This window comes from Pseudarthrobacter sp. CCNWLW217 (assembly GCF_037203985.1).
Taxonomy (GTDB): domain Bacteria; phylum Actinomycetota; class Actinomycetes; order Actinomycetales; family Micrococcaceae; genus Arthrobacter.
In genome coordinates, this window is record NZ_JBBCBT010000021.1 from 1 (window position 1) to 14,065 (window position 14,065).

The 14,065-nt window shown below is 64.7% G+C and carries 14 protein-coding genes, 1 tRNA gene and 1 pseudogene; 10 read left to right on the forward strand and 6 right to left on the reverse strand.

Going from position 1 to position 14,065, the window contains the following annotated elements:
* Positions 1–910 (forward strand): annotated as a pseudogene (locus tag V9L18_RS19490) (HNH endonuclease signature motif containing protein); the annotation flags it as partial.
* Between the two features lie 50 nt (positions 911–960).
* Here the strand turns inward: V9L18_RS19490 and V9L18_RS19495 are convergent.
* Positions 961–1,034: transfer RNA gene (locus V9L18_RS19495), tRNA-Cys, on the reverse strand.
* A gap of 302 nt (positions 1,035–1,336) precedes the next feature.
* Between V9L18_RS19495 and V9L18_RS19500 the strand changes: the two genes are divergently transcribed.
* The 5 genes from V9L18_RS19500 (at position 1,337) to V9L18_RS19520 (ending at position 4,405) form a co-directional block, all read left to right on the forward strand.
* The gene (locus V9L18_RS19500; RefSeq protein WP_337348808.1) at positions 1,337–1,855 is read left to right on the forward strand and encodes a flavin reductase family protein; all 519 of its coding nucleotides are present in this window, start codon (positions 1,337–1,339) and stop codon (positions 1,853–1,855) included.
* Entirely contained in the window at positions 1,852–2,163 is a 312-nt protein-coding gene (locus tag V9L18_RS19505) for a hypothetical protein (protein ID WP_337348809.1), read from the forward strand. The genes V9L18_RS19500 and V9L18_RS19505 overlap by 4 nt, the downstream gene beginning before the upstream one ends.
* Complete coding sequence (locus tag V9L18_RS19510; protein WP_337348810.1) at positions 2,160–2,603, forward strand: hypothetical protein; 444 nt, start codon at positions 2,160–2,162, stop codon at positions 2,601–2,603. The genes V9L18_RS19505 and V9L18_RS19510 overlap by 4 nt, the downstream gene beginning before the upstream one ends.
* A 458-nt stretch (positions 2,604–3,061) precedes the next feature.
* Positions 3,062–3,661: a J-domain-containing protein gene (locus V9L18_RS19515; RefSeq protein ID WP_337348811.1), complete on the forward strand. Its 600-nt coding sequence runs from the start codon at positions 3,062–3,064 to the stop codon at positions 3,659–3,661.
* Between the two features lie 132 nt (positions 3,662–3,793).
* Positions 3,794–4,405, forward strand: a complete 612-nt coding sequence (locus V9L18_RS19520; RefSeq protein WP_337348812.1) for a PadR family transcriptional regulator — start codon at positions 3,794–3,796, stop codon at positions 4,403–4,405.
* Between the two features lie 52 nt (positions 4,406–4,457).
* Here V9L18_RS19520 and V9L18_RS19525 read toward each other — a convergent pair whose 3' ends face one another.
* The 3 genes from V9L18_RS19525 to V9L18_RS19535 form a co-directional block, all read right to left on the reverse strand.
* Positions 4,458–4,997, reverse strand: coding sequence for a GNAT family N-acetyltransferase (locus tag V9L18_RS19525; protein ID WP_337348813.1), 540 nt, complete (start codon positions 4,995–4,997; stop codon positions 4,458–4,460).
* A 41-nt stretch (positions 4,998–5,038) separates the two neighbouring features.
* Positions 5,039–7,213, reverse strand: coding sequence for a transglycosylase domain-containing protein (locus V9L18_RS19530; protein WP_337348814.1), 2,175 nt, complete (start codon positions 7,211–7,213; stop codon positions 5,039–5,041).
* Between the two features lie 130 nt (positions 7,214–7,343).
* On the reverse strand, positions 7,344–8,663 hold the full coding sequence (locus tag V9L18_RS19535; protein ID WP_337348815.1) for an ammonium transporter: 1,320 nt from the start codon (positions 8,661–8,663) through the stop codon (positions 7,344–7,346).
* A 353-nt stretch (positions 8,664–9,016) separates the two neighbouring features.
* Between V9L18_RS19535 and V9L18_RS19540 the strand changes: the two genes are divergently transcribed.
* Positions 9,017–9,811: an alpha/beta fold hydrolase gene (locus V9L18_RS19540; RefSeq protein ID WP_337348816.1), complete on the forward strand. Its 795-nt coding sequence runs from the start codon at positions 9,017–9,019 to the stop codon at positions 9,809–9,811.
* A gap of 22 nt (positions 9,812–9,833) precedes the next feature.
* On the opposite strand, the gene V9L18_RS19545 is transcribed toward V9L18_RS19540, so the two are convergent.
* Positions 9,834–10,628, reverse strand: a complete 795-nt coding sequence (locus V9L18_RS19545; protein WP_337348817.1) for a carbon-nitrogen hydrolase family protein — start codon at positions 10,626–10,628, stop codon at positions 9,834–9,836.
* A 32-nt stretch (positions 10,629–10,660) separates the two neighbouring features.
* Between V9L18_RS19545 and V9L18_RS19550 the strand changes: the two genes are divergently transcribed.
* Complete coding sequence (locus V9L18_RS19550; protein ID WP_337348818.1) at positions 10,661–11,317, forward strand: GntR family transcriptional regulator; 657 nt, start codon at positions 10,661–10,663, stop codon at positions 11,315–11,317.
* Between the two features lie 69 nt (positions 11,318–11,386).
* Here V9L18_RS19550 and V9L18_RS19555 read toward each other — a convergent pair whose 3' ends face one another.
* Positions 11,387–12,778 (reverse strand): MFS transporter, encoded by a 1,392-nt coding sequence (locus V9L18_RS19555; protein WP_337348819.1) that lies wholly within the window; start codon positions 12,776–12,778, stop codon positions 11,387–11,389.
* A gap of 150 nt (positions 12,779–12,928) precedes the next feature.
* Between V9L18_RS19555 and V9L18_RS19560 the strand changes: the two genes are divergently transcribed.
* Both V9L18_RS19560 and V9L18_RS19565 read left to right on the forward strand, forming a co-directional pair.
* Positions 12,929–13,615 carry a DUF2848 domain-containing protein gene (locus tag V9L18_RS19560; RefSeq protein WP_337348820.1) on the forward strand — a complete coding sequence of 229 codons (687 nt, stop codon included), beginning with the start codon at positions 12,929–12,931 and terminating at the stop codon, positions 13,613–13,615.
* A gap of 33 nt (positions 13,616–13,648) precedes the next feature.
* A complete protein-coding gene (locus V9L18_RS19565) occupies positions 13,649–14,047 on the forward strand; it encodes a DUF3592 domain-containing protein (RefSeq protein WP_337348821.1) in 399 nt (132 codons plus the stop codon).
* Positions 14,048–14,065: the final 18 nt, after the last annotated feature.

Consider the following 14,065-nt stretch of genomic DNA (forward strand, 5'->3'; position numbering starts at 1 on the left):
CACCCTCCAGGGCCCGGCCGAGACCCGCACCATGACCCAGCTCCGCGCCGACATCGCCGCCCAACTGCTCCTCAGCGGTGGATTCCCCACGGGCAGCCCCGCCGAGGCCCGCACAGACACAGCAGCTGGCAACAGCGCCGGCACCAGCAGTGTGAGCGTCAATAGTGGCGGGGCCCGCAGCACCAGCGACGGCACCAAAACGAGTACCGGCTTCAGCGACGGAACTGCCCCCAGCTCCAGTGATGTCGTGGCTGGTGGCGTTCCGGCCGCCGACTCGGCCACCGCCAGTGATGTCATGACGGGCCGGGTCCCGTTACCGGCGGCGCAGGTCCTCGTGACCGTGCCGGTGTTCGCGCTGATGGGCCTCACCGACGAACCAGCCACCCTCGACGGGTACGGGCCGATCCCGGCGTCGATGGCCCGCAACCTGGTCGCCGACGGCGCCGGCTCGTTCCACCGCGTCCTGACCGACCCCCGCAACGGGGCGCCGCTGGAGATCGGCCGCCAAAGCTACCGGATCCCCGCCGCGATGCGCCAATGGCTCCGGCTCCGGGACGGCAAATGCCCCTTCCCCGGCTGCAACAACCAATCCCTGGACAACGAAGCAGACCACCTCCTGGCCTGGGCCGACGGCGGCACCACCGGCATCAGCAACCTCGGCCAGCCCTGCCCCAAACACCACCGGCTGAAACACACCACCGCCTGGACACCCACCGAAGCCAGCATCGACAAACCACCCGGCTGGACCTCACCCACCGGACGCCACTACCAAAGCGAACACCAAGACTGGGAACCACCCCAATGGCCACCCCGCATCATGGACGAACTGGCGCGCCACGAACCAGATCCGTCACCAGTTGACGGCAGGCTGCCCGGCGATGCTCTCCCTGATGACGCGCTGCGTCTGTGACCCTTTGCTGGACTGCCGGCAGCCACCTGAGATCCGCGCGGCTTGCGGAGTGGACGTGATGGCGGGATTCGAACCCGCGTCAGCGGTTTTGCAGACCGCTCCCTGGCCTCTCGGGCACATCACGTAGCAGTAGCTTAAGCACCAGCCGCGGCATTGTCCCGCTCTGTTAACCAATCCTGCGGACGATTGCGGTGTACGACGTTTGGCGTCGCTCGATGAACCGGCCACCGCTGACTGACGCGATGGGGCCCGAATCCGCAACGGTGGTGAACGCACTGGTCAAGGCAGTGTTTCCAGGCTTTTTCGTTACCCCATGCTTCGGGCCGTGAAGCCAGGTTTCTCTGCGCGTCGGTGCGTTTCACCTGTGGTTGAAAGGGTCGTGGACGGGTGGTTGGTTTGGATTATCGGCCTTGAAAGGAAAAGAACATGACGGAACATTTTGATCTCAGCCCCCAGCGCCTGCGTCACGTCCTGGGCCACTTTGCCTCCGGTTTGACGGTGATCACCGCGGTGACGGACAACGGCCCGGCCGGCTTCACTTGCCAGTCCTTCTCCTCCCTCTCCCTGGATCCGGCGTTGGTTACTTTCAGCCCCGCCCGCAGTTCCGGCACCTGGCCGCAACTCCGGAAAGCCGGACGGTTCACGGTGAACATCCTGCCCGCCGGGCACCAGCACCTCGCCGCCCAGTTCGCCCGGTCCGGAACCGACAGGTTTGCCGGCGTCGACTACACCGCCTCGCCGCTGGGCAGTCCGGTGCTGGATCAGGCCCTCGCATGGGTGGATTGCGAACTGCATGATGAATACGACGGCGGTGACCACACCATCGTGGTGGGCGCGGTGTGCGCACTCGGTGCCAGGGATGGCGCAGAGCCGCTGCTCTTCTTCAAGGGCGGCTACTTCGAGGGCGTGCCGTCCCGGGCCAAGTTGCTGGAGAGCGTTGCATGACGCCGGTCAAGTCAGGCTCCCGCAGGCGGGGCCGGCGCCCGCTCCAGCGGGATCCTGCCGACGGGCCGGGTGCTGGCCTCCACTATGACGCCGTTCAGGACCACGCCGTCCAGGACTGGTCCGCGATCGGGGTGGGGTCGACCGTCAGGGTCACACCTCCGGCGGGCATGCCCTACTTCGGCCGGGTTGACGCCAAAACGCCCGACTCCGAAATTGTCTGGGTGCTCAGCCTCGAAGGATCCGGCCGCCAGATGCACGGCAACCTAGACGGGGTCAGCCTGCTTCCTGCCGCGAGGTGGCCGTTGTGATCAAGGCACTCACCCGCAGGATCCAAGTGAGCTGCGGAGACGAACTGTCCCTGCTTCGCCGGCAGATGTACGCACTCGCCAGGCAGGACATCCACGAGGGTGCGGTGGACAGCGCCGCCACAGCAATGGCCCGCAAGCCCTCTTGCGTGAACCACGGCGTCAGCGTGGACGTGGTGTGCTTCGCGCTCCGTCCTACCAACGAGGACGCCACGTTCATGATCTCGGTGGCGATGCACGTGCATCCCGACCGCCGGTCCGGGGATGTGTACTGGGAGGAAGCCGACGCCTGGGCGCAGGCCGTCGCCGGCCATGAATGGTTCAGGGTGGAGCCACGCGGCCGGCTGGAAAACCCCGACAGCCGGGTCTTCCACTACGCACTGACCGAGACCGAGCATGATGCCGAGCTGGCGTCGTCCTGGATTCGGCAGCCCACAGCTTGAGCACTGCAGGACCAGTTCTTGCACGCCCCGGCCCCGGGCGCTTTCCTCGACCTTCTTCAGCGACTGCTGAGCCAGGGCCTTCCGCCGGAAATCGGGGGAGACGAAACGCGTTTGACCTCCCAATAGCCCATGTTCCGCGTCCATCTGCCCGCGCAGCCCTGCTGCCAGGGGTGGTCCAACCGGTCTGGACCCAACTCACGCTCTTTCGCGGGACGCGAATCGCATGCCAGCGTTCCTTTGACAGCCACTGTAGGAGCAGCCATAGGCGCGAGCCCAGCTGGTCGGGCCAAGGCTGTCACGGGGTGAAACCAGGCGTCAGCGGGTGCGATGCGCGGTCACGAACGGCAACAAAAAGCTCCATCAGGTCTCGATGGTGATGAATTAGCCCGTTGAAACCGAATGCGGACACTTGAATACTGGAAGTCAGGAGCGGCGCAGTTCAGGGGCGGTGACGGGACATGGGTGAAGCTGACAACGCCTTCAGGCGGCGGCTGGAACGCGGTGCGGAGCTGCGTTCCTACCGGGGCGCGGGCATTAGCGCCGAGGAAGAGGCACAACTGGAGGCCGCTGAGGAAGACGAGCGGCAAAAACGACGCAAGGTTGACGACGCCAAACGGGTGGAGTACCTCATCCGCGACGCCATGGCCCAAGGCAAGTTCGACAACCTCAAGTACTCGGGCAAGCCGATTCCCGGCATGGGCGAGGCCTACGATCCAGACTGGTGGGTCAAGGGCCTGATCCAGCGCGAGAACATCAGTGGCCTGGGGCCCAAGGCCATCCTGCTGCGCACCGAGGACGCCGAACTGGATGCCCGCCTGGATGCCCAGTTCACCGAAAAGCAGGTCCGGGACATCCTGAAGGACTTCAACGCCCGTGTCGTCGACGCCCGGCGGCAGCTGCAGGGCGGCCCGCCCGTCGTCACCAAGACCCGGGACATCGACGTCGAAGTGTCGCGCTGGCACCAGCGCCGCACCGCCCGCGCCAAGGCCGCCAGCCCTGAGCCGCAGCCGGAAGCCAGGCGCACGTGGTGGCAGCGGCTGTGGAACGGCACCGGTTAGCGGGATAACGACGGCGGCACCTTGCCGCCGTCGTCGGCTATTGCCAAGCGATACTCAGCGATATATCGTTAAGTATCGCTCGCCGGTGTGGTGGGCGACTGGAATCTCCACAACCGGAAGGACAATGCCGCTATGAAAGGCATGTACGAAGACAACAAATATGCAGAGAATGAGCCGCACCGCGGACGCTTCGGACGCGGGCACGGCCGCCGCGGACCGCATGGCCACGGCGGCGGTGGCTTCGGGCCGCGCGGTTTCGGGCCCCGAGGTTTCGGCCCGGGCTTTGGGCCGGGGTTTGGACCGGGCGGTCCCAGGCGGGCCAACAGGGGTGATGTCAGATCAGCCATCCTGTCCCTCCTGGCGGAGGCGCCGTCGAACGGGTACGGGCTGATCAAGACGATCGCCGAAAAGACCTCCGGCGCGTGGCGCCCCAGTCCGGGCTCGGTCTATCCCACCCTTCAGCAGTTGGTTGACGAGGAACTCATCAGCCCTGTTGGCGAAGGCCGGCGTACCGAATTCGCGCTTACCGACGCAGGCCGGGAGTATGTGGCAGAGAACAGTGAGGAACTGGACAACGCCTGGAACGCCGCCGGAGACGCCACGGGACCCGCTTTTCACGAGAGCATCGGAAAACTCATGGGGGTCATCCACCAGTTCCGCGGCGCCACCGAGGAGCAACGCACTGCCGCCATCGAAAAGCTCGATGAAACCCGGCGGGCGCTTTACCTCATCCTCGCTGACTGAAGCATCTGCTGAAACACCCGACAGTATCTGTTGAAATACACGACGACGGCGGCTACGGCTGCGGGGCAGTCGCCTCGAAAAGCTCGCAGAGCGAGTTGTAGTACCGGGGGGTCTGCCCCAGATGCCGCATACCGATCCTGATGCAGACTTTCTGGGAGGCAGCATTGGCCGGCGCCGTCACCGCCACCACCCGCCTGAGTCCGCTGGCAAAGGCGAAGTTCAGGGCAGCGGCCGCTGCCTCGGTCGCGAAACCGTGGCCCCAATGGTCGGGATGGAAGTGCCAGCCGATTTCCGTATCGCCGGACGGCTGCAGCGGCAGGGAAGGCCCGGACGCGGGGATGGATTTCAGGAGCAGGTTTCCCACCAGCTGGCCGGACCCCTTGAGCTGCACAACCCAGACCGCGTGCACAGGGTTGTCCATTTGCCGCCAGTCCCGGATCCGCCCCTCTGCCTCGGCCCGCCCGGCCATCACGCGGGGAGGATTGCCGATGAACCGCTGCACTTCCCAGCGGGAGTACAGGTCGAAGGCGAAGTCAGCGTCCTCCGGCTCCCACGGTCGCAAGATCAGCCGGTTGGTCTCAATGGTTGGCATCGGATCATTTTCGCACCCTCGCTTGCGACCAGGCCGGACTCCTAGGGCTTTGCTGAGGGAGCGGGTGAAGGGGACGACATCGAAGCAGGCGGCGGCGGGAACGGATTTGCAGGGTAGAGCTTCACCACTTGCAGCATGTAGTTGACCCACTGCGGGCCGGCGATCATATAGCCGTCCAAGCGGGGGTAGAACACGCCGTTGATGGTGACGTTCTGGCCGGGCCGCTTCTGGCCCTCCAAAGCATCACCGAAGAAGGACGCGGTGGCCAGGCCTGACGTGTAGCCAACAATCCAGGTGGCGCCGTTGTTGTTCGAGGTTCCGGTCTTTGCCGCGGTGGGCACCACAGTGTGGATCTTGGGATTGATCCACACGCCGGAGCCCACTTTCAGGACGTCCTGGAGAACTGCGTTGACACCACGTGCCACTTCGGGTTTGACCGCGTTGCGGCATTCGCTGGCCTGGGCGGGAAGCTTGCCGCCGTTTACGTCCGTCACGTCCACCACTGCGATGGGGACGCAGTAGCGGCCGTCATTGGCGAAGGTCGCAAAGGCATTCGCCAGGTGCAGCGGGGCCACGCCGATGGCCCCCAGCAGGTTGCCCAGCTGGTGCATGTTGATCTGCGCGCCGTCCAGGCCGCTGTGCAGCCCCACAGCGTCCACCATTTTCTGGATGCCGCAGAAATCAAGCTGGGCGGCGGAGGCGAACGTGGCGGTGTTGATGGAGTTGTAGAGGCCGTAGTTCACGGGCATGCGGCGGTAGTAGCCCTCGTCCGCGTTCTGCAGGTCGTCTGCGGCGCCCAGCTCGGGATTGTTCTGGGCCGTGCTGTACGCGCCCAGGACCCTGCCGCAGCTGGACCGCCAGGGGAATCCCAACGGATATACCCGCCTGGAAGCGTCCACTTCGGCCGTCATGGACTTGCCTTCATTGAGCCACTCAGCGAAGGTGAACGGTTTCATGGTGGATCCCGGTTGGAAGCCGCCGGCACCATTGAGGTCATTGCCCTGCGGATCGCGGGCGTCCACGTTGAAATTCAGCTGCGTGTCGAATTTCCCTTCCTCCGGCAGGAACACAGTGTTCTGGGCCATCGCGAGGATGTTGCCGGTACCAGGCTGGATCGTCACCAGCGCCGCCCCCCACCTGTCGGGATTTGCACCCGCCGTGCTGTCCACCTGTGCCTGCGCCGCAGCCTGCAGCCTTGGATCCAGCGTGGTCTTGATGGTCAGGCCACCCCGGTAGAGCCTCCGTTCGCGTTCTATCAGGCTTGCCCCGTACGCCGGGTTGTTGAGGATGAGGTGGGAAATGTAGTCGCAGAAGTACGGCGCCATCGTGGCGTTGGCGCAGCCCTGCCTGCCGGGGTTCAGCTTCAGTTCGATGGGCGTTGCAACAGCGGCGTCATGCTCGGCCTGGGTGATTTTTTCCGTGGCAAGCATCTCGGAAAGCACCTGGTTGCGCCGCACGATCGATTTGTCCGGGTTGACCGCGGGGTTATAAAAGCTAGGGCTGTTCACCAGTCCGGCCAGGAGCGCGGCCTGCGGCAGTGTGAGGTCCTTCGCCGAGGTGCTGAAGAAGTACTGCGAAGCGGCCTCGATGCCATACGCATCCCGGTTGAAGAACACGATGTTGAGGTAACCCTCGAGGATCTGCTCCTTGCTGAACTTCTTCTCCAACGCGACGGCAAGCTTCATCTCCCGGAGCTTGTCAGCCATGCTCTTTTGGCCGCTGAGAATCACCTCGTCCGTCTTGTCCTGGGACAGGTAGGCCTCGTTGATCACATTGGTGACGTACTGCTGGGTGATAGTGGACGCACCCTGCCTGCCGCCACTGGTCATGTTGGAGATCGCAGCGCGCAGGATCCCTTGGGGGTCGATTCCGGCGTGCTCGTAGTAGCGGCTGTCCTCGATGGCTACGACGGCGTCACGGATGTAGGGCGACATCTGGTCCAGCGGGACTTTGATCCGGTTCTCGGCATAGAACGTTGCAATGAGCTGGCCATCGGAGGCCAGGACCTTGGTGGATTGCGACGGCGGCGCGACCACAAGTTCCTCAGGCAGGCGGTCGAAGAAACTGATGGAACTGCTGACCCCGAAGCCTGCGGCTGCCACCGCCGGAACCACCAGGCTCGCAACAAGAACGCCGCATAATGCGCTCGCGGTGAAGAACCCGATGACCCTTCCGAGGGTCGCGACCAGACCGTGTCCGCGTTTCTTCTTCGCCATTTTTTCAGCTCTCAGGCTAGCGACGTGACATCAGCATACGCCGCCCGTCTTCGCATCCTCCAGAGCCGTTATCACATAGAAACCGATCCTTTGTGGCGCAACAAAGGCGCAACAGAATGGGGTCGCAGTGTCAGGCGAAGCTGTCTTCCTTGGCGCGCTGGGAGGCGGACTCCTGGGCTGCCGGCTGCGCGGCAGCGAGGTGGCCGGACGGGTTGAAACGGCTGCCCAGTTCCCCGAAGGAGTAGGCGCTCTCGGCGTGCTCGGCGAGGTCCACGCCCACGGTCTCGGCCTCGTGGCTGACCCGGAAACCGATGGTCTTGTTGATCGCGCGCCCAATCACCAGCGTCATACCGCCGGAGAGGACCAGGGTGACCACCACTGCGGCGGTCTGGGCGATCAGCTGCTGCACGCCTCCGCCGTACAACAGTCCACCACCCACGCCGTCCACGGGAAGGGCGATGAATCCCAGGGCCAACGTCCCGATAAGGCCCGCGCCGAGGTGGACACCCACAACGTCGAGGGAATCGTCCAGGCCGAAGCGGTACTTCAGGTCCACAAACCAGCAGCAGGCTGCGCCGGCCACCAGGCCCAGGCCGATGGCGGCCACCGGGCTGATGTTGGCGCAGGACGGGGTGATTGCCACCAGGCCTGCCACCACGCCGGAGGCAGCGCCGAGGGACGTCGGGTGGCCGTGCCGTACCTTTTCGACGACCAGCCAGCTGAGCATGGCTGCGGCGGGGGTCACCAGGGTGTTGACCCAGATGAGGCCGGCCTGTTCCGCCGTCGTCGCCGCGCCGCCGTTGAAGCCGAACCAACCGAACCACAGGATGGCGGCACCAAGCATGATGAAGGGGACGTTGTGCGGTCGGTGGTTGGGATCCTTGGCGAAGCCGTGCCGCTGGCCCACGATCAGGGCAAGGACCAGGGCAGCAGTGCCGGAGCTGATTTCTACTACTGCGCCGCCGGCGAAGTCGATGACTTGGCCGAAGATCGACGTCAGGGCGCCGCCGGCACTGAGGAGTCCGCCGCCCCAGATCATGTAGGCGAGCGGGCAGTAGACGAGCGTGATCCACACAGGAACGAAGACTGCCCAGGCGCTGAACCGGGCACGGTCCGCGATGGCGCCGCTGATCAGGGCCACGGTGATGATGGCGAAAGTGGCGCTGTAGCCGGCCTTGATGAGCTCGGGCGAGCCCATGAGGTTCTGCAGGCCGAAGTTGGCAAACGGATTGCCGAAGAGGCCCAGGATGCCTTCGCCGGTGGTCATCGAGTAGCCCCAGAGCACCCAGACCACACCGACGATTCCCGCGGAGATGAAGCTCATCAGGATCATGTTGAGGGCCGCCTTGGCGCGGGTCATGCCCCCGTAGAAGAGGCCTAGCCCAGGGGTCATGAACAGTACCATTGCCGCTGAAATCATCAGCCAGACGTGTTGCGCAGTGATTTCCACCTGCGGGTCCCTTCGCGTTGAGCCTGCAATACGGGACTCTCCAGTTCGGCCCTCGCATTCCCCCTGGTCAATATTTGCCGCCGTGTGTTTCCGTTTCTGCTTCGCTAAGTTGCAGGCAGGTTACGCAAACGTCGCCTACGTGAAGATCGCATGACCGATATGTTTCCGAAATGTTAACGAAGCCTGTTGAGCTGTCCGGAGAACCCCGGATCAGCATGCTGGATGCCACCAGCGGCGCGAAATTGGGTGCACGGAGGGTGAGAAGCCGCCGACGGACGCTAAAGGCCAGAAGGTTTCGTGAAAATGAACGGCAGCTCACCGGGCCCGCGGTGGGATTCACGTACGGTGATGGGATGCCCACGTCAATCCAAGGATTTACTGTTACCGCCGGGCAGGGAGTGGAACTGCGTTGCTATGACACAGGCGGCAGCGGGCCCAACGTAGTGATCCTCCACGGCCTCGCCAGCAGCGCCCGCGAATTCTTGCCGACGGCGGCAGCGCTCCCCGAATGCCGCACAGTGCTGGTGGACCAGCGCGGCCACGGCGCCAGCACCCGCCACCCAAGGGATGTCTCGCGCGCTGCTTACGTGTCCGACGTCGTGCGTGTGCTTGAGGCGGTGGGCCCGCCGGCAGCCTTGGTGGGGCAGTCGATGGGTGGCCATACGGCCATGCTCGTGGCCGCAGCGAGGCCGGACTTGGTATCCAGGCTGGTGCTGCTGGAGGCGGACGCCGGCGGGGGAGGGGCGGAGGACCGCGCGGCGATGGGGGATTATTTCCGGTCCTGGCCCGTGCCGTTCCCCAGCCGGGCCGCGGCCCAGGCCTTCCTTGGCGATGCACCGCTCGCACTTGCCTGGGCGGCGGATCTGGAGGAGCGCGACGGCGGCTTTTGGCCGCGGTTCGACGCCGATGTCATGGTGGCGGCCATCAGTGCGGTGGCCGTCCCGCGCTGGGGGGAGTGGGAAAGCGTGGCTGTGCCCACCCTGGTGGCCTACGGGGAAGCCGGCATGTTTGACGAAGCGGGCAAGGCCGGGTTTGTCCGGCGAGGCAGGAATGCGACGCGCGTTGACCTCCCCGGGGCCTCCCATGACGCCCACCTGGACTGTTTCGGGCCGTGGATGGCCGCACTCAGGGGATTTGTGCTTCCGTGAACGCGGCCATCTCCCGCACGCCCTAGAAGGACCGGGCGTTCTCCAGGACGGGCAGTTTTCCGCGGACCTCGGCAACGACGGACGGGTCAATGTCGACGATCGCGAGTTCCGGTTCGCCGCCAAGCGCCACCAGGGCTGAACCCAAGGGAGAGATGACGGCACTGTGCCCGATGCCCGTGGGTGCATTGCCGGCGGTGGTGATGCCGACGCTGGCCGGATCACCCTGGCCGCAGGCCACCACAAAGGTGGTGCTGTCCAGGGCCCGGGCCCGGACCAGAAGGTCCCACTGCTCCGCCTTGCCCTCGCCGGCGCCCCACGAGGCGCAGACGATGTTGACCTGGGCGCCGGCCTTGGCGTTGGCGGTGAACAGGGCGGGGAAGCGGACGTCGTAGCAGGTGGCGAGGCCGAAGGTGGTGCCGTCCACCTCAAAGGTCACGGGACCGGTTCCGGCCTCCACGGTGTCTGACTCGGCGAAACCGAATGCGTCAAAGAGGTGGATCTTGTCGTAGGAGGTTTCCACATGAGGTCCAGTAACCAGCAGGGTGTTGCGGACGCGCCCGTCCCGCCCTGGAGTGAACATGCCCGCCACTACCGTGATGTCCAACTCCTTGGCGAGGCTGCGCACACTGCCGGCCCAGGCGCCGTCGACCGTTTCAGCGATATCCGTCAGCCGGTGGCCGAAGGCGCGCATGGCGGCTTCCGGGAACACCACGAGTTCCGCCCCGGCTGCTTTTGCGCGGGTGGCGTATTCTCGGATCAGTTCCAGGTTGGCGGCCAGATCGGCTCCGGTGATGATTTGGGCCACTGCTAAACGCATGAAATTACTCCATTCTGTTGTATACATAATGTATGCGAAAAATGTCGGGAACGGCGGCCTCTGGCCGGGAAAAAGCGTACGCGTACCTGCGCGAAAACATCCTGACCGATCCGGACATGCAGGGCCGGTTCCTGAACGAACAGGAGCTTGCCGCCGAAATCGGCGTTTCGCGGACCCCTGTGCGTGAGGCCCTCCTGCTGCTCGTCTCCGACGGCCTGGTGGAACTGATCCCGCAGCGCGGCGCCTACGTTCCGCCGGTGACCGGCCGTGAGATGTCCGAACTCATGGAACTGCGTGGTGTCCTGGAAAGCCATTCCGCCCGGCTGGTGATCGACCAGGGCGTGGTACCCGCCCGGACCATGCAGGACACCCTCGACCAGCAGGCAGCCCTTCCTGATGAACTGAATCCTGAGGCTGCGCGAGAGTTCATCCGGCTGGACACCCTCTTCCACCAGCAGTTGATCGATGCTGCCGGCAACGAACTGATCTCCCGGACTTACAGCAAGCTGCATGTCCGCCAGATCCTGGTGGGCGTGTCCGCGCTGTTCCGCACCGGTGGCCGGCGGGAGCAGGTATGCGCCGAACACCAGGACATCCTCGATGCCCTGGTGTCCGGCGATTCCGCGAAGGCCCAGCAAGCCATTGACCATCACCTGGCTGTCACGCGGGACATCCTGCTCCGCAACTGAAGGAGTTCTTGTCCACATGACTTCCACGGCGCGTTTTGGGCGACTTCCGTGGACAAAAACTCCGGGTTCTCACTCGGTTTCGCGGATTCCGGACGGCTGCGGTGCGGCCCCGGTGCCTTCCAGCAGGAGCCGGTAGTCCTCGTCCTCCACGGTGTTCGAATCCCGGCCCAGGGCCAGTCCCACCAAGGTGACGGCGCCTGCAACGGCAACGTAAATCGCCACGGGAATCCAGGTGCCGAACTGGGACAGCAGCACCGTGAACATCAGCGGGGCAATGGCGCCGCCGATCACGCCTGCAAAGGTGTAGGCCAGTGAGCTTCCGGTGGAGCGGAGCCGCGGCGAGAACTGCTCCACGATGAACGCGGCCTGCGGCCCGTACATAAAGGAGTGCGCCATAAGCCCCAGCACGATGCCAATGATCAGCACCGGCTCGTTGTCGCCGCCGAGGACCCCGAAGAAGACGAACGTCCAAAGGGCGCCCAGGACCGCGGCGGTGCCGTAAACCACGCGGCGGTTGAAGCGGTCGGACACGGCGCCGGCCAGGGGGATCATGAACAGCTGGAACGCCGAACCGATCAGGACTGCGGTGAGCACCTGGTTGCGCTCGTAGCCGAGGGTCTGGATGCCGTACGTCAGCGTGAACACCGTAAAGAGCGCGTAGAGGACGTCCGGGCCGACCCGGCACAGGATGGCGGCGATCAGCGGGCGGAGCTCTTTGCTGAAGACTTCGCGGACCGGGGCGTTGGGCTGTTCGCCGTGCGCCTCGATGGCCTTGAAGATGGGGGTGTCCTCCAGCTTGAGCCGGATCCAGAGGCCGAATCCCACCAGTACGGCGGAGACCAGGAACGCGATCCGCCAGCCGAAGCTGAGGAACTGCTCCTCGGTCAGGGCCAGGGTCAGGATCGCCAGGGCGCCGTTGGCCAGCAGGTTGCCGGCCGGTGGGCCGACCTGCGCGGCTGAGGCCCAGAAACCACGGCGGTGCGGGTCACCGTATTCGCTGGAGAGCAGCACTGCGCCGCCCCATTCGCCGCCCACGCCAACGCCCTGGGCGAACCGCAGCAGCACCAGGATGATGGGGGCGGTGATGCCGATGCTGCCGTATCCGGGCAGGACGCCAATGAGGACGGTGGCCACACCGATGATCATCAGGGTGGTCACGAGGACCTTTTTGCGGCCGATCCGGTCTCCGAGCCGGCCGAAGATGATGCCGCCCACAGGGCGGGAAACGTAGCCCACCGCATAAGTGGAGAAGGCCAGGATGGTGCCCGTCAGCGGATCCGAGGACGGGAAGAAAACGATGGGGAATACGACGGCGGCCGCGGCGGAGTAGACGGCGAAGTCGTACCACTCGAGTGCGGTGCCGGTGAGGCTGGCGGCGAAGGCCTTGTACAGGCCCTTGGGATGAATCGGCTTGTCCTGATGCGGCGCTGCGCCGGAAACCGGAACTGGGACTCTAGCCATGGTGTTTGTCCTCCACGAGTAATTTGAGGGTGACGCCTGTCACGCTGGCGTTAAATGTATACATTACGCATACTGGATGTACATAGGCGACTGTTTCCGGTTTCCGGTTTGTAAATTTTCCCCGCAACACACGCAAAGGATGGATCCACCATGACGGTTCTCAGCTTCGAACTTCCCGACGGCAGCACGCGGGATGTACAGGTCAATCACCTCCTCAACGCAGGCTACGCAGGGCGCGAGCAGGAAGAAGTGCAGGCCCATATTGCCGAACTGGCAGAACTTGGCGTGCCGGGACCTGCAACAACTCCGGCCCTCTACCCAGTGTCCCCCTACTTGGCCCAGCAGGTCACGGAAGTCCGGGTCCAGCATGCCCGGACGTCAGGGGAAGCCGAATGGGCGCTGGTCATCACCGACGACGGCGTGCTGCTGACGGTTGCCTGCGACCACACCGACCGCGAACTCGAGGTCCACGGCGTTGCCTGGAGCAAGAACGCCAGCCCGGATGTCCTGGGCCGTAAGGCATGGCGCCTGGAGGAAGTGCGCGGCCATCTGGACCAGATCACGCTGAAGGGCTGGGTGGGGGAGGGCGACACCCCGGACACCCTGATACAGGACAGTTCCCTGGGAGCCCTGCTGACCCCTGATTACTGGCTGGAAGTGCTCGCCGAACGCGGCCTGAACGAACCGGGAACGGTACTCATTTCGGGCACGGTCGCCATGACCAGCGGGGTGAACCAATTCGCCCGCAGCTGGAGGGTGGAAATGACGGACCCAGTCACAGGATCCACCGTGGACGCCCAGTACGTGGTGGAGCAGATGGCCGAACCAATCGGCTGATTCCGTTAACCCGTTCCCTGTAGCATCTTGACTATGCCAACTGCGCTCGAAATGGCAGGTCCCATCCTGGAAATGCTGACCTGGTTATGCCTGCCTGCCGGGCTGATGCTGCTGGTCTATGCCGGGTTCCTGCGGCGATTCGTGAACCCGTGGGTGGTCGCCGAGGGCGTGGTCTATTCAGATGCGAGCGGGACGGGCTTTCGGTGGTTTGACCACAAGTACCGGATCCATCATGCGCCCATGTCCCCGCACGACATCAAGGACATGGCAGTGGGCGACACCCTTCCCATCTACTACCACCCCAAACGTCCCACCCAGTGGCAGACCGCCGCACCGGAAGCGGCCGGGAAGACTGCCGTAGTGGTGGGGCGGATCCTTACCGGTGTCGGCACAGTGGCGTTTTTGGCGGGGTTCATCCTCCCCATGTTCTGAACCGGCGCCGGGGGGCGG

What these genes read in the sequence shown, in the direction of transcription:
- V9L18_RS19500 (WP_337348808.1), top strand. Translation starts at nt 1,337, where the DNA reads ATGACGGAACATTTTGATCTCAGCCCCCAGCGCCTGCGTCACGTCCTG.
- V9L18_RS19505 (WP_337348809.1), top strand. Translation starts at nt 1,852, where the DNA reads ATGACGCCGGTCAAGTCAGGCTCCCGCAGGCGGGGCCGGCGCCCGCTC.
- V9L18_RS19515 (WP_337348811.1), top strand. Translation starts at nt 3,062, where the DNA reads ATGGGTGAAGCTGACAACGCCTTCAGGCGGCGGCTGGAACGCGGTGCG.
- V9L18_RS19520 (WP_337348812.1), top strand. Translation starts at nt 3,794, where the DNA reads ATGAAAGGCATGTACGAAGACAACAAATATGCAGAGAATGAGCCGCAC.
- V9L18_RS19525 (WP_337348813.1), bottom strand. Translation starts at nt 4,997, where the DNA reads ATGCCAACCATTGAGACCAACCGGCTGATCTTGCGACCGTGGGAGCCG.
- V9L18_RS19530 (WP_337348814.1), bottom strand. Translation starts at nt 7,213, where the DNA reads ATGGCGAAGAAGAAACGCGGACACGGTCTGGTCGCGACCCTCGGAAGG.
- V9L18_RS19540 (WP_337348816.1), top strand. Translation starts at nt 9,017, where the DNA reads ATGCCCACGTCAATCCAAGGATTTACTGTTACCGCCGGGCAGGGAGTG.
- V9L18_RS19545 (WP_337348817.1), bottom strand. Translation starts at nt 10,628, where the DNA reads ATGCGTTTAGCAGTGGCCCAAATCATCACCGGAGCCGATCTGGCCGCC.
- V9L18_RS19550 (WP_337348818.1), top strand. Translation starts at nt 10,661, where the DNA reads ATGCGAAAAATGTCGGGAACGGCGGCCTCTGGCCGGGAAAAAGCGTAC.
- V9L18_RS19555 (WP_337348819.1), bottom strand. Translation starts at nt 12,778, where the DNA reads ATGGCTAGAGTCCCAGTTCCGGTTTCCGGCGCAGCGCCGCATCAGGAC.
- V9L18_RS19560 (WP_337348820.1), top strand. Translation starts at nt 12,929, where the DNA reads ATGACGGTTCTCAGCTTCGAACTTCCCGACGGCAGCACGCGGGATGTA.
- V9L18_RS19565 (WP_337348821.1), top strand. Translation starts at nt 13,649, where the DNA reads ATGCCAACTGCGCTCGAAATGGCAGGTCCCATCCTGGAAATGCTGACC.